This window comes from Brevundimonas sp. (assembly GCF_035998205.1).
GTDB lineage: Bacteria > Pseudomonadota > Alphaproteobacteria > Caulobacterales > Caulobacteraceae > Brevundimonas.
This window is the reverse complement of the sequence record NZ_DASYHT010000005.1, coordinates 217,616-231,215: the sequence shown is the minus strand read 5'-3', so window position 1 is coordinate 231,215 and position 13,600 is coordinate 217,616. Positions and strand designations below refer to the sequence as shown.

Annotated in this window: 12 protein-coding genes; 4 read left to right on the top strand and 8 right to left on the bottom strand. The window is 72.2% G+C overall.

Features of this window, described 5'->3' with window-relative positions:
• Positions 1-6: 6 nt before the first annotated feature.
• On the bottom strand, positions 7-2,229 hold the full coding sequence (locus tag VGN74_RS08420; RefSeq protein ID WP_327447077.1) for a TonB-dependent receptor: 2,223 nt from the start codon (positions 2,227-2,229) through the stop codon (positions 7-9).
• Positions 2,230-2,412: 183 nt separating this feature from the next.
• On the opposite strand from VGN74_RS08420, the gene VGN74_RS08415 reads away from it, so the two are divergent.
• Entirely contained in the window at positions 2,413-3,162 is a 750-nt protein-coding gene (locus tag VGN74_RS08415) for a TetR/AcrR family transcriptional regulator (protein ID WP_327447075.1), read from the top strand.
• A gap of 182 nt (positions 3,163-3,344) precedes the next feature.
• Here VGN74_RS08415 and VGN74_RS08410 read toward each other — a convergent pair whose 3' ends face one another.
• The gene (locus VGN74_RS08410; RefSeq protein WP_327447073.1) at positions 3,345-3,815 is read right to left on the bottom strand and encodes a DUF2141 domain-containing protein; all 471 of its coding nucleotides are present in this window, start codon (positions 3,813-3,815) and stop codon (positions 3,345-3,347) included.
• A gap of 109 nt (positions 3,816-3,924) precedes the next feature.
• Between VGN74_RS08410 and VGN74_RS08405 the strand changes: the two genes are divergently transcribed.
• Positions 3,925-4,653: a LytTR family DNA-binding domain-containing protein gene (locus VGN74_RS08405; RefSeq protein ID WP_327447071.1), complete on the top strand. Its 729-nt coding sequence runs from the start codon at positions 3,925-3,927 to the stop codon at positions 4,651-4,653.
• 6 nt (positions 4,654-4,659) lie between these two features.
• Here VGN74_RS08405 and VGN74_RS08400 read toward each other — a convergent pair whose 3' ends face one another.
• From VGN74_RS08400 to VGN74_RS08390, 3 genes are all read right to left on the bottom strand, one after another.
• The gene (locus VGN74_RS08400; RefSeq protein WP_327447069.1) at positions 4,660-6,132 is read right to left on the bottom strand and encodes a carotenoid oxygenase family protein; all 1,473 of its coding nucleotides are present in this window, start codon (positions 6,130-6,132) and stop codon (positions 4,660-4,662) included.
• 86 nt (positions 6,133-6,218) lie between these two features.
• Positions 6,219-6,692 carry a DUF2141 domain-containing protein gene (locus tag VGN74_RS08395; RefSeq protein ID WP_327447067.1) on the bottom strand — a complete coding sequence of 158 codons (474 nt, stop codon included), beginning with the start codon at positions 6,690-6,692 and terminating at the stop codon, positions 6,219-6,221.
• A 161-nt stretch (positions 6,693-6,853) separates the two neighbouring features.
• A complete protein-coding gene (locus VGN74_RS08390) occupies positions 6,854-7,267 on the bottom strand; it encodes a metallopeptidase family protein (protein ID WP_327447065.1) in 414 nt (137 codons plus the stop codon).
• Positions 7,268-7,351: 84 nt separating this feature from the next.
• Here VGN74_RS08390 and VGN74_RS08385 point away from each other — a divergent pair, with 84 nt between their 5' ends.
• Together VGN74_RS08385 and VGN74_RS08380 are read left to right on the top strand one after the other, a co-directional pair.
• Complete coding sequence (locus tag VGN74_RS08385) at positions 7,352-9,802, top strand: PAS domain-containing sensor histidine kinase (RefSeq protein ID WP_327447063.1); 2,451 nt, start codon at positions 7,352-7,354, stop codon at positions 9,800-9,802.
• A gap of 32 nt (positions 9,803-9,834) precedes the next feature.
• Positions 9,835-10,695 carry an HAD family hydrolase gene (locus VGN74_RS08380; protein ID WP_327447061.1) on the top strand — a complete coding sequence of 287 codons (861 nt, stop codon included), beginning with the start codon at positions 9,835-9,837 and terminating at the stop codon, positions 10,693-10,695.
• Positions 10,696-10,712: 17 nt separating this feature from the next.
• Here VGN74_RS08380 and VGN74_RS08375 read toward each other — a convergent pair whose 3' ends face one another.
• The 3 genes from VGN74_RS08375 to groES form a co-directional block, all read right to left on the bottom strand.
• Positions 10,713-11,045: a PilZ domain-containing protein gene (locus VGN74_RS08375; RefSeq protein WP_327447059.1), complete on the bottom strand. Its 333-nt coding sequence runs from the start codon at positions 11,043-11,045 to the stop codon at positions 10,713-10,715.
• Positions 11,046-11,446: 401 nt separating this feature from the next.
• Positions 11,447-13,099 (bottom strand): chaperonin GroEL, encoded by a 1,653-nt coding sequence (groL, locus tag VGN74_RS08370; RefSeq protein WP_327447057.1) that lies wholly within the window; start codon positions 13,097-13,099, stop codon positions 11,447-11,449.
• A gap of 131 nt (positions 13,100-13,230) precedes the next feature.
• Positions 13,231-13,518: a co-chaperone GroES gene (gene groES / locus VGN74_RS08365; RefSeq protein ID WP_054764370.1), complete on the bottom strand. Its 288-nt coding sequence runs from the start codon at positions 13,516-13,518 to the stop codon at positions 13,231-13,233.
• Positions 13,519-13,600 lie beyond the last annotated feature (82 nt).

Genomic DNA, 13,600 nt, shown 5'->3' with positions numbered 1-13,600 from the left:
CTGACGTCAGAACTTGACGCCGACCGTGGCCGTGACCGTCTGCGGCGGGCCGTAGAAGCCGATGATCGAGTCGCCCAGCAGCGCCCCCGGGAAGGAGTAGCCGCCGACGCGGTATTCCTCGTCGGTCAGGTTCTTGCCGTAGACCCCGACGGTCCAGCGGTCGCTGGCCGAGGTCCACACCAGGCTCAGGTCGACCAGCCAGTAGGCCTCCTGGTCGAGCAGCGGCGAGGGGGTCTCGAACAGCTGGTAGTCGCCGCGGTAGCTGGCGCTGGGGGTCACCACCAGGCTGGAGCCGTCGCCGAACAGGTGGGTGTAGCTGGCCCCGAAGGTGCCCTGCCACTCCGGCGTGTTCTGGAAGGCGCGGGCCGAGGAGACGTCGACGAAGCAGCCCGGCTGGGTGGTGCAGGTCTGGTTCAGCGGGCCGGTCGGGATGTAGGCGAGGAACTCGTCGAAGCTGGCGTCGATGTAGCTCAGCGCCGTGTTGAACACGAGCGAGTCCGAGACGCGCAGGGTGCCCTCGAACTCCCAGCCGCGGATCGAGGAGGAGCCGACGTTGTCGACCACCGAGGCGACCGTCGCGCCGGCCGGGTACTGGGTGGTGATCTGCTGGTCCTGGTAGGAGGAGTCGAAGATCGCCGTGGCGAAGTTCAGGCGACGGTCGAACAGCGAACCCTTCAGGCCGATCTCGAAGGTCTCGACCGTCTCCGGGTCGTAGCCGTCCACCGTGCCGGGGAACAGCACGGCGTCGCCGCGCATGTCGAAGCCGCCCGACTTGAAGCCCTCGCTCCACGAGGCATAGGCGTTCAGCGTCGGGCTGAACTCATAGGCGACGCTGACGCGCGGGGTGAACTGCTCGAACTCCTCCGTCGCCGTGTAGTTGGTGCGCGGCGCGCCCAGCGGGATGGCGGCGTTGTTCAGGAAGCGCGGGCTGCGGATGCCGAGGTACTGCTGCCGGAACACGCTCCCGGTCTTCTCGTCCTGGGTCCAGCGGCCGCCGACCGACACCGACAGGGCGTCGGTGACGTCGAAGCTGACGTCGCCGAACACGGCGAAGCTCTCGGTGTCCACCGAACCGGACGTCAGGGTGGTCAGGTTGACCGCGCCGACGACGGTGTCGAACGCCCCCGAGGCGGTGGCGTCGAGGTAGTAGACGCCGAACACGCCCGACCAGCGCGCGCCCTCGATCAGGGCCTGGAATTCCTGGCTGAACTGGTTGTCGTCATAGGCCGCCGGGATGTCGAGGATCGGCTGCGGCAGGTTGTCGAAGTCGATGTTCCCGCGGGTCTGGCCGCTGCGGTAGGCGGTGATCGACTTCAGCGTCAGGCTGTCGTTGACGTTCCACTCGCCGGTCAGCGACAGGCCGCCGGTCTCGACCCGGTTGGCGTCGCCGGCGCCGGCGTTGGTGTCGTAGATCGAGCCCGGCTGCGGAGCCAGCTCACGGTAGCCGTGGCGGGCGTTGGAGTCGTCGATCACCAGATCGCCGGCCAGGCGGAAGAAGACATTGTCCGACGGGGCGAACTCGAGGCTGGCCCGGGCCGCGGTGACGTCCTTGTTGTAGTGGTCGTTGCCGGTGTTCAGGTTGGTGCCGTAGCCGTCGCGCAGATAGCGGGCGTAGGCCACCGAGAAGCCCCACTGGTCGCCCATCGGGACCTCGCCCGAGACCACCAGGTCACGCTGGTTGTCGGTGCCGACCGACGCGCGCACGCGGCCCGCCGGCTCGTCGCCGATGCGGCGGGTGACGTACTTGATCGCGCCGCCGATGGTGTTGCGGCCGTAGAGCGTGCCCTGCGGCCCGCGCAGCACCTCGATGCGCTCGATGTCGAAGATGTCCAGCACCGCCGCCTGCGGGCGGGCGATGTAGACGTCATCGACATACAGGCCGACGCCCGGCTCGAAGCCCCACAGCGGGTCCTGCTGGCCGACGCCGCGGATGAAGGAGATCAGGGTCGAGTTGGAGCCGCGGGCCGCCTGCAGCGTCAGGCTGGGGGTGTAGCGGGTCAGCTCGGTGATGTCCTGGGCCCCGGTGTTCTCGAGGCGCTCGGAAGAAAAGGCCGAGACGGCCACCGGCACGTCCTGCAGGTTTTCCTCGCGGCGACGGGCGGTGACGACGATCTCGTCCACCGTGGTCACCGCCGGATCCTGGGCGGCCGCATGGGCACTGGTCGGGGCGGCGAACGCGCCCCAGGCGGCGCCGGCCAGCAGCGCGGACTTCACGACGGTCTTCAGCATGGGGTTCAAGCCTCTCCTCCAGCGATTCCTCGGGGTGGACGCCGATTTATTCAGCGTTCAATGATTTTGCCGGAAGCTACGCGCTTTTCGGGGCCTGTCAAACGGATGACGCCGCGTCACCCCATTCCCGCCGCCGATGTGGCGCCTTTGCAAGGGGACGGCCCCGGGTCTAGCAGTGGGGCCATGAGTCCTGCGTCCCGCCCCCCTGTCGCGCCGGCTGTCCCGGCGCCGCCCCGCCGCGGCCGCCCCCCGAAGGCGCGCGCCGGCAGCGGCCCGGCCCCGGTGGAGACGCGCGAGAGCATCCTCGACGCCGCCGAGGACCTGTTCTCCAAGCACGGCTTCTATGGGGTGACGATCCGCGAGGTGGCCCGCGAGGCCGGGGTCGATACCGCCCTGGTGCACTATTATTTCGGGGCCAAGCGCGGCCTGTTCGACGCGGTCTTCCTGCGCCGCGCCGAGATCTGGAACAGCGAGCGCGTCGCCGCCATCGAGCGCTACGCCCGCGAGGCCGGCCCGGCCATGACTGTCGAGGGCCTGCTGGAAGCCTTCCTGCGCCCGCCGTTCGAATGGTCGCTCAAGGGCGGTCCGGGCTGGAAGCACTACGCCGCCCTGGTGGCCCAGACCAACGCCCAGCCGGTGTTCGGCGGCGAGACCATGGCCCGCTACTTCGACCCGGCCATCCGCCGGCTGATCGAGCTGCTCAGGCAGGTCCTGCCCGACGCCCGCGACCAGGACCTGTACTGGGCCTGGCACAACCTGTCGGGGGCCCTGACCCTGACGCTGGGCGAGACGGGCCGCCTCGACCGCCTGTCCGGCGGCCTGTGCCGCTCCGGCGATCTGGAGGCGGCGGGCGACTACATGGTGCGCTTCGCCGCCGCCGGCTTCCGCGCCGTCTGCGGCGGCGAGCGCGTCCGTCAGGGCGCGACCCCCTGACCGCGCCGGGAAATCGCGTCTGATTTCAAATCGTCACCCCCGGGCTTGTCCCGGGGGCCCATCGATCCGCCGGGCGCGATCGCTGGAGGTCGCTGGCGGAACGTAAAAGCCGCCCGCGGCTGCGCATGACCCCGCCATGGGCCCCCGGGACAAGCCCGGGGGTGACGGGTCCAAGAGGTCATCTACCGCAACGTCAGCGTCTGCCGCGCGCCCCCGGCCCCGAGGGTGAAGGCGGCGCTCTCGAACGACGGCGGCCCGAACCGCCCCCGGGCGTTGTTGGAAAAGCCGTAGGCCTCGCGCGGCAGACCCATCGCCCAGGTCGTCAGGCGACCGTCGTCGTCGGCGTCATGATAGGCGGCGATGGCGTAGCGGCCGGGCGGCAGGTCGGCGAACACCGTCTGCGTCACCGCCCCCTGCGACCTTACCAGGCGGCTGGCGATGGCCTCGTCCTGACGGGGAAAGCCGCCGCCCTCGCGGAACACGGCCACGGCGAAGCGCCCGCTGGCGCAGCGCGGCGCCTCGGCGCAGCGCAGCTCCACCGTCAGCTCCGGGCCCGACGCGGCCGACGCCGGCGGGGACGCCGCCCCGGCCACGCCCGCCGCCAGACCCATGACCGCGACGGCCAGCGCCATCCGATGTCCCGGGCTCTTCATCTGCGTCTCCGTTCCGGCGATACCTGTCCGCATGTCCAGCCGTGCCACGCCCCCGCCCGTCGGTCCAGCCGCCCGCCCCCGCCCGTCCTTCAGGCTCGGGGACGCGCCGGTGCGCGGCCTCGCCGTCGCCGCCGCCGCCGGGGTGTTCCTCGCCTACACCGGGGCCTTCGAGACCGGCGAGGCCCCTTTCGGCCTGAGGCTCGGCTACTGGGTCGGCCTGATGCTGGCCGGCGCAGCGTGGGCCCATGTCTGTTCGCTGGCGCTGGCGCGACACATCGACCCGGACGACCGGCCGTGGCTGGCGGTGGCGGCGCTGACCGCCGCCATCTCCGGCCCCCTGACCGGGATCGTCTGGGCCGTCACCGGCCTGGTCTTCACCGGCCAGCTCTATCCGCTGCGGGCCCTGGAGGTGCTGCTCGGGCCCGTCGTCGTCATCACCCTGGCCCTGTCCGCCATCAACGTCTTCCTCGGCCGGGTGGTGCAGACCCATGTCGCCCCCGCCGGCCCGGGCGCGACCCCGGCCCCGGCCGCCTTCCTCGCCCGCCTGCCGCCGCGGCTGCGCGGGGCGCGGCTGATCGCCGTCGAGGCCGAGGACCACTATCTGCGCCTGCACACCGACCGCGGCTCGGACCTGATCCTGATGCGCCTGTCCGACGCCCTGCGCGAGCTGGAGGGGCTGGAGGGGGCCCAGACCCACCGCAGCTGGTGGGTCGCCCGCGACGCGGTCCGCGACGTGGCGCGCGGCGACGGCCGCGCCACCCTGACCCTCGACGGCGACCTGCAGGCCCCGGTCAGCCGCCGCCACGGGCGGGTGCTGCGGGAGGCCGGCTGGTACTGAGCCCGCTCAGCCCGCCCACGCCCCGTGGAAGCCGGCCGGCAGGGCCACATCGGCGCGCCAGCTGACCACCGGCCCGTCGGCCACCCGGGCGATGTCGAACACATGCAGCTCGGTCTTCCCCTCGCGCAGGTTGATCGACGGCCCTACCAGCCAGGCGTCGCGCTCGGCGGTCGCTCCCGGCTTCGGCACGACCACCATCTCCTCGACCACCTGGTCGTCGCCGAAGGTGAAGACGTCCTCGCGGCCGCTCGACCAGTCGCGCACCGCCACCCCGGTCGGCAGGGGCCGGTCGCCCCGCTCCCCGGCGACGTGGGCGGTCAGGTCGCGGCGCGATCCGGCCCGGCGCGGATCGCCCTCCGGAAACTCGGCGGCGACGCCGGTGTCCAGCAGCTCCGCCCGACCGTCGGGCCGCAGGGTGATGTGCGCCAGCCGTCCCGGGGCGATGTCCGGCCGCGCCACCCCGCGCAGCAGATCGACCGCCCCCTCGGTGGCGAAGCGCACATCGTCCATCGCCGCGGTGTCGAAGCGGATCGTGCCGTCCGCCTCCTCCCACGCGTCGCCGAGGTGGAAATGGGCGAAGGCGGGCAGCTCGAAGATGCGCCGGCGGCTGAGGTCGTCCTTGTCGACCACCAGCACCTGCGTCCCCAGCGCCGGCCGCCAGTCCAGCGCCGTCACATAGGGCAGGCCGCCGCCGACGAAGATCCACGGCTGCAGCACGAAAACCAGATGCCGCCGGGTGGCGGTGAAGTCGTGCATGTAGCTGGCCCGCGGCAGGTCGAGGACCTCGGCCGAGACCAGCGTCCCGTCCGGCCCCAGCCGCCAGACCAGGGCCCGCCCGCCGGCCAGGCCGATGTTCCAGATATCGCCGTTCGGATCGATCCGCGGATGGGCCTGGAAGGGCATGCCCTTCAGGTCCGGGCGGAGGGTGACAAAGTCGCGCGTGGCCAGGGTCTCCGGGTCCATGGCCAGCGGCGAGCCGCCTTCCCACAGGGCCCAGATCGCCCCGCCCGCGGCCATGACGGCGGTGTTGGCGCTGTTGGCGTCGTCGGGCGAGCCGACCTGCGCCCGGGCGTCGCCGCGGGTGCCGAACCCGGGCGTCACCACCGCGTCCAGCGCCGCCTCGTGGCGGCGCTTGGGCGTGTCGGCGAAGCGCGCCGCCAGGGTCGCCTGCCCGTCCGCCAGGCGGAAGCGGCGCATCAGCCCGTCGCCGTCGAACCAGTGGGTGGCCGAGCCGCCCGGTCGCCGGAACTGGCCCGGCCCGTTGCGGTAGAGGGCGCCCTCCAGCCCGGCCGGGGCGCGGCCGTGAAGGCGGGTCAGGGCGTGCTCCCCCACATCGCCCGGCAGGTCGGCGACGGCGAGGGCCCAGGGCTGACGCCCTGCCAGTTCCCGGGCCAGGGCGGCGCGGGCGATCTCGGGCGTGGCCACCGCCGCCGACAGGGCGGCGCAGCCGGACAGGAAGGCGCGACGGGACGGGGTCATCAGGAACACTCCATCAAGAAAGGTGGCGACAGGCCCTCAAACAGCGAGCGACCGCGTCGCGAGCGGTAGGGCCAACAAAAAAGAGATCAACGCAGCCGGATGGTCTGCTCGACCTCGCCGTCGACCTCGACGACCGCGCGGTCCCAGCTGGCCGGGCCCATGTTGCCGACGGCGTTGTTGCTGAAGGCGTAGGGCTCGACCGGCAGGCCGAAGGGGTTGGTGTTCATCCGGCCGTCGCCGTTGACGTCATGAAACAGGCGCGCGGCGTAGCGGCCGGGCGGCAGGTCGTCGAACACCGCCACGCGCGGCCCCGAGGCCTCGACCATCAGCTGGCGCACCGGGTCGCCGCCGCCATAGGCCGCTTCGGAATCGAACAGGGCGATCATCACCCGGCCGGTGTCGGCGCCGAGATCGAGGGTCAGGGTCAGCCGCCCCGAGGCGGCCGCCGCGGTCGCCGTCTCGACGACGGCGGCGCAGGCCGACAGGGCGGGGGCCGTCAGCATCAGGCCGGCCGCAACGGCGGCGAGGGCGGCGGCGGAGGAACGGGGGAAGGGGCGCATGGCGTGGGCTCCGGGACAGGGCGGCAGCCCGACCGCCGGGCTCCGATGTCCCGACCCTCGCCGCCCCGCCCGGCCCTCGCCAGCGCGCTTTCGCCGGCCGCCGCCGCCCCTTCGTGAACGGCGCCCCCCGACCGTTCACGAAGCGCCAGCGGCCGCGCCGGTCAGTCGTCGTCGGCCTCGATGCGGTCGATGTCGTCGTCGGACAGGCCGAGGTGGTGGCCGATCTCGTGGATCAGCACATGGGCGATCAGGTCGGACAGGCCGACGTCGCCGCGCTCGGCCCATTCGTCGAGGATCGGCCGCCGGTACAGGAACACCCGGGAGGGCTCCGGCGCCGGCCCCAGTCCCTCGCGCCGCGCCAGATCGACGCCGCTGTAGAGGCCGGTCAGCTCGAACGGATCCTCCATGCCCATCTCGGCCAGGGTCTCCGCGTCAGGGAAGTCGTCGATGCGGATCACCACCTCCCCGGCCGCCGCCCGGAACGGGGCCGGCAGGGCCTCGAAGGCGGCGCGGGCCAGGCGCGCGAAATCCTCCAGCGAGGGGGCGGGGGCGTTGTCGGCGAGACGGTCGGTCATGGGGTGGCATATCGGCGGCGGGGCCCCTCGCCGCAATCACCCGCGTTTGCGGTATGGTAAAGAAGCGATTCGGCGGAACGAAGCATGATGGCGGAAGCGGAGCTGGCCTGGGTGGCGGCGGCGGGCGCGAGCGGCCTCGCCGTGGCCGTGGCCGCCTGGGCCTGGCGGCTGGAACGCGGCGGGGCGGCGTCCCTCGCCCGGCTGAAGGCCCGCGCCGACGCCGCCGAACTGGCCCTGGCCGAGACCCGCGGCGCCCTCGTCGCCTTCCCCGAGGTGCGCGTCCGCCTGTCCGAACTGGAGGCGCTGGAGCGTGGCGAGGCCCTGCCGGCCAACGCCGCGCGCGACCTCGGCCTGGCCCTGATCGCCCGCCGCATGGGCGCCCCGGACGACGCTGACCTGCCCGAGGTGCTGGCCCGGCTCGGCGCCGTCCGGCCGCGTCTGGACCAGCTGGCGGACACCGGAACCCCGTTCGAGGCCCGGCTCGCCGGCCCCGGCGGCGCGGTTCTGGTCGAGGGCCGGGTCGAGGGCGGGGCCGCCTGGCTGCGGCTGGCCCCTGCACCCGCCGCCGAGGCCCCCGCCGACGTCGCGGCCGCCGGCGCCCCCACGGTGGCCGGCCGCGCCGCCGAAGCCGCGCCCCTGCCCGTGTGGGCGGTGGATTCCGCCGGCGGCCTGGTCTGGGCCAACGCCGCCTGGCTGGCCGAGACGCGCCAGACCTCCCTGGCCGAGGCCCGCGCCCGCGGCGAGGGGCTGGACCGCGGCGTCGACGCCCTCGCCGCCGAGGCCGCCCGCACCGGGGTGCGCCAGGACGGCTTCCGCTGGACCGCCGGCGACGGCCGCCGTCGCGCCTGGCGCATCGTCGCCGAGCCCCTGCCGCTGGAGGCCGGCGGCGGCGCCCTGGCCTGGGCGCTGGAGGCGACCGAGGCGGAGGAGACCCGCGACACCCTGCGTCGCCACGTCGAGGCCCACGACGAGACCCTCAACCACCTCGCCGACGCCGTCGCCATCTTCGGCCCGTCCAAGCGGCTCGCCTTCCACAACACCGCCTTCCAGCAGCTGTTCAAACTCGACCCGGCCTGGCTGGACGAGCGCCCGACCCACGCCGAGCTGCTGGACCGGCTGCGCCAGCGCCGCCTGCTGCCGGAGACCTCCGACTACGCCGCCTTCAAGGGGGCCGAGCTGGAGTTCTACGGCGCCGCCGAGGCCTCGCCCGACGACAGCTGGTCCCTGCCCGACGGCCGCACCCTGCGCGTGGTGCGCCAGCCCCACCCGCTGGGCGGCCTGCTGCTGATCTTCAGCGACATGACCGACGAGCTGAACCTGCGCAGCCGCTACAACGCCCAGATCCAGGTGCAGCGCGCCACGCTCGACAAGCTCAACGACGCGGTCGCCGTGTTCGGCTCGGACGGCCGCCTGCGCCTGCATAACGAGGCCTTCGAACGCTTCTGGGGCCTGACCGGCGAGGCCCTGCAGGACGCCGCCGACTTCGATGCCGTGGCCGCCCTGTGCACCGAAGCCCTGCCGGACCCGGCGCTGTGGCTGGGCCTGAAGGCGCGCGTCGCCGATCCGGATCCGGAGAGCCGGGTGCCGATCGCCGGCGAGAGCCGCACCCGCGACGGCCGCCTCGCCGCCTGGCTGACCCGGCCCCTGCCCGACGGCGCCACCCTGGTCGCCTTCTCCGACGTCACCGCCCGCCACGAGCTGGAGCGCGCCCTGGTCCAGCGCGAAACCGCCCTGGCCGAGACCCAGGCCCTCAAGCGCGAGTTCGTCGGCAGCGTCTCCTACGAGCTGCGCACCCCCCTGACGACCATCGTCGGCTATTCCGAGCTGCTGGAGCACAGCCCCGACCTGCCCGAGCGCAGCCGCCAGCACGCCGGGGCCATCCGCATCGCCGCCGCCCAGCTGGCCCGCTCGATCGACGACGTGCTCGACATGGCCCAGATCGACGCCGGCGAAATGGAGCTGAACCTCGAGCCCGTGTCCCTGCCGGCCCTGGTCAAGGCGGCGGTGGAATGGGCCCGGCCGCGCACCGAGGGCCGCGGCGCCTCGCTCAAGGTGCGGGCCGAGCGCGGCCTCGGCGAACTGGTCGCCGACCCGCACCGCCTGTCCCAGGCCATCGACCACCTGCTGGAGAACGCCATCGGCGCGGTCAGCGAGGGCGGGGCCATCACCGTCACCCTCGAGAAGCGCGGCGAGGGCGTGGCCCTGACCGTGTCCGACACCGGCCGCGGCATCCCCTATCATCTGCAGCCCAACGTCTTTGACCGGTTCGCCCGCCGCGACCGCGGCGGCCCCGGCGTCGGCCTCGCCCTGGTCAAGGCCATCGCCGAACTGCACGGCGGCGTCGCCGAGGTCCGTTCCGAGCCGGGCCGCGGCGCGGCCTTTACCCTGACCCTGCCGCCGGAACCTCCGGCCGCCCGCGGGGCGCCGGCCCCCGACGCTTCCGCGCCCCAGGTCCGTCTCGCGGACGAGGACGAGGCCGGAGACGAAGCGGGGGATTTCGCCACGGATCGACTCCGGCGCGCCGCGGGGACATAAGCGCCGCGTCACGCCACCGGAGACGCCGCGCCTTGGCCCAGCAGCCCCCGCTCAAGACCGCCCTGATCTACGACTTCGACGGCACCCTGGCCCGGGGCAACATGCAGGAGGTGACCTTCATCCCCTCCGTGGGCATGGACATCGCCGACTTCTGGGCCGAGGCTGACCGCCTGACCCGCGCGGCCGACGGCGACAACATCCTGATGTACATGCAGCTGATGCTGCGCCGGGCGCGCGAGAACGGCCGCCCCATCACCCGTCAGGAGCTGCGCGAGCACGGCCAGGACGTGAAGCTGTTCGACGGGCTGAAGAGCGACCTGACCGGCCCGGGCTGGTTCGAGCGCATCGACGCCTTCGGCGCCCGCTACGGCCTCGACATCGAGCACTACATCGTCTCCGCCGGGCTGGAGGAGATGATCGACGGCTGCCCGATCCGCGAGGCCTTCCGCCACGTCTTCGCCAGCCACTACGCCTATGACGACCACGGCGTCGCCGTCTGGCCCGCCGTGGGCGTCAACTACACCACCAAGACCCAGTATCTGTTCCGCATCAACAAGGGGGTGCTGAACCACTGGGAGCACGAGAAGATCAACCGCTTCATCGCCGACGAGGCGCGGCCGATCCCGTTCGAGCGGATGATCTTCCTCGGCGACGGCGACACCGACGTGCCGACCATGAAGATGATGCATACCAAGGGCGGCTTCTCGATCGCCGTCTATGACCCGCGCAACAGCCAGCGCGACCAGGACAAGATCTACTCCCTGATCTCCGAGGACCGGGTCAATTTCGTCGCCGCCGCCGACTATCGCGAAGGCTCGCCGCTGGACCTGATCGTCAAGGGCCTGATCGGCCGCATCGCCGTCAACGCCGGGGTCATGCCCGAGGGCGGCTGACCCGTCTCCGGGGCGTCTCAGCGCCCGCCGGCGCGCCGCCAGGCCTCGCGCGCGGCGGTCAGCCGGGCCGGGGTCAGGCCGCGCAGCGAGGTGCTCGACAGGATGCGGAAGCCCGCCTCCATGCCCTCGCGCCAGCGCGTCTCCACCTCGTGGGCGACCCCGCCGGCGACCTCGATCACCACCACCTGCGGCGGCGGCGGGGCCTGCCGGTCCAGCCGCACGCGCATGCCGTGCTCGGACAGGTCGAGGATGCGGCACGCCACCTCATAGCCGGGCCCGTGCACCACGCCGTCCAGATTGACCGGCCGCCGCGGCTCGCGCCGCCGCTCGTCGCCGCGCTTGAAGATCATCCGGCCGTCGCCTCGAACATCAGGCCCGAGCCTTACCCGCCCCCCGCCCCGCGGTCCATGCCGGGGGGCGGGCGAGGAGGGTTAAGGGGACGGCCCCTCCGTCTCGCCGCTGCGCGGCGAGCCACCTCCCCATTGGCATGGGGAGGAGACCGCCTTTCCTCCCCACGCCGTGGGGAGGGGGACCGCCGAAGGCGGTGGAGGGGTCCGGTCGCGAAGCGACCGGGGGGCGGTGGAGGGGCCCGACGCCGCGCCCCGCTGGACCGCCCCTCCGTCTCGACGCGCCGCGTCGAGCCACCTCCCCATTGGCATGGGGAGGAAAGCGCAAACGAAAAGGGCGGGCCCGTCGCCGGACCCGCCCTTCCCTAACCCCAAGCCCTAAGGCCTAAGCCCTACGGACTTCCTCAGAAGTCCATATCGCCCATGCCGCCCATGCCGCCGCCCGGCATGCCGCCGGCGCCGCCGGCCGAAGCCTTCTTCGGGGCGTCGGCCACGGCCGCTTCGGTGGTGATCAGGATGCCGGCCACGGAGGCGGCGTCCTGCAGGGCGGTGCGCACGACCTTGGCCGGGTCGATCACGCCCATCTTCACCAGGTCGCCATACTCTTCGGTCTGGGCGTTGAAGCCGAAGTTGGCGTCCTTGTTCTCCAGCACCTTGCCGACCACGATCGAACCCTCGACCCCGGCGTTCTCCGAGATCTGACGGATCGGGGCCTGCAGGGCGCGGCGGATGATGGCCACGCCGGCGTTCTGGTCGGCGTTGGCGCCGGTGACGCCTTCAAGGGCCCTGGAGGCCTTCAGCAGGGCGATGCCGCCGCCCGGGACGATGCCTTCCTCGACCGCCGCGCGGGTGGCGTTGAGGGCGTCGTCGACGCGGTCCTTCTTCTCCTTGACCTCGACCTCGGTCGAGCCGCCGACGCGGATCACCGCGACGCCGCCGGCCAGCTTGGCCAGACGCTCCTGCAGCTTCTCCTTGTCGTAGTCCGAGGTGGTGTCCTCGATCTGCTTCTTGATCTGGCCGATGCGGGCCTCGATCGCGTCCTTCTCACCGACGCCGTCCACGATGGTGGTGTCGTCCTTGGTGATCGAGACCTTCTTGGCGCGGCCGAGCATGTCGAGGGTGACGTTCTCGAGCTTGATGCCGAGGTCTTCCGAGATCACCTGGCCGCCGGTCAGGACGGCGATGTCCTCCAGCATGGCCTTGCGGCGGTCTCCGAAGCCCGGGGCCTTGACGGCGGCGACGCGCAGGCCGCCGCGCAGCTTGTTGACCACCAGGGTGGCCAGGGCCTCGCCCTCGATGTCCTCGGCGATGATCAGCAGCGGACGGCCCGACTGCACCACCGCTTCCAGCACCGGCAGCATGGTCTGCAGCGAGGACAGCTTCTTCTCGTGGAGCAGGATCAGCGGCTCCTCGAGGACGGCCTCCATCTTGTCGGCGTTGGTGATGAAGTAGGGCGACAGGTAGCCGCGGTCGAACTGCATGCCCTCGACGACGTCCAGCTCGGTCTCGGCGGTCTTGGCTTCCTCGACCGTGATCACGCCCTCGTTGCCGACCTTTTCCATGGCCTTGGCGATCATCTCGCCGACCTCGAGGTCGCCGTTGGCCGAGATGGTGCCGACCTGGGCGATTTCCGAGTTGGCCGAGACCTTGCGGGCGTTCGACTTGACCTCCTCGATGACCACGCCGACGGCCTTGTCGATGCCGCGCTTCAGGTCCATCGGGTTCATGCCGGCGGCCACGGCCTTCAGGCCTTCCTGGACGATGGCCTGGGCCAGCACGGTCGCGGTGGTGGTGCCGTCGCCGGCCTTGTCATTGGTCTTGGACGCCACCTCGCGGATCATCTGGGCGCCCATGTTCTCGAAGGCGTCCTCCAGCTCGATCTCCTTCGCGACCGAGACGCCGTCCTTGGTCGAGCGCGGGGCGCCGAAGGACTTCTGGATGACGACGTTGCGGCCCTTGGGGCCCAGCGTGACCTTCACCGCATTGGCGAGGACGTTGACGCCGCGGAGCATCTTGTCCCGGGCGTCGGTGTTGAACTGTACGATCTTGGCGGCCATCAGGCTGCTCCTTCCGTTTGAGTGACGAGTGGTGAGTGGCGTGTGGCGAGTGGTCGGAGTTTCGGCGCTGCGGGCGGGGTCACGCAGGACATCCTCGCCACTCGCCACTCGTCACTCGCCACGGCTGAGCGTTAGCTCAGCACCCCCAGCACGTCCGATTCCTTCATGATGATCAGGTCTTCACCGTCGATCTTGACCTCGGTGCCGGACCACTTGCCGAACAGGATGCGGTCGCCGGCCTTCAGCTCCAGGGCATTGACCTTGCCGCTGTCGTCGCGGGCGCCGGGGCCGACGGCGACGACTTCGCCTTCCTGCGGCTTTTCCTTGGCGGTGTCGGGGATGATGATCCCGCCCTTGGTCTTGGACTCTTCTTCCACGCGCTTCACCAGCACGCGGTCTCCGAGAGGACGAAACGCCATCTATGGTTCTCCCAATGGGGTCGAAGTCAGAAGGGCTCCCGGCGGCTTTGGCAGCCGACGACCGGGAGTGCTAACGGCCGGG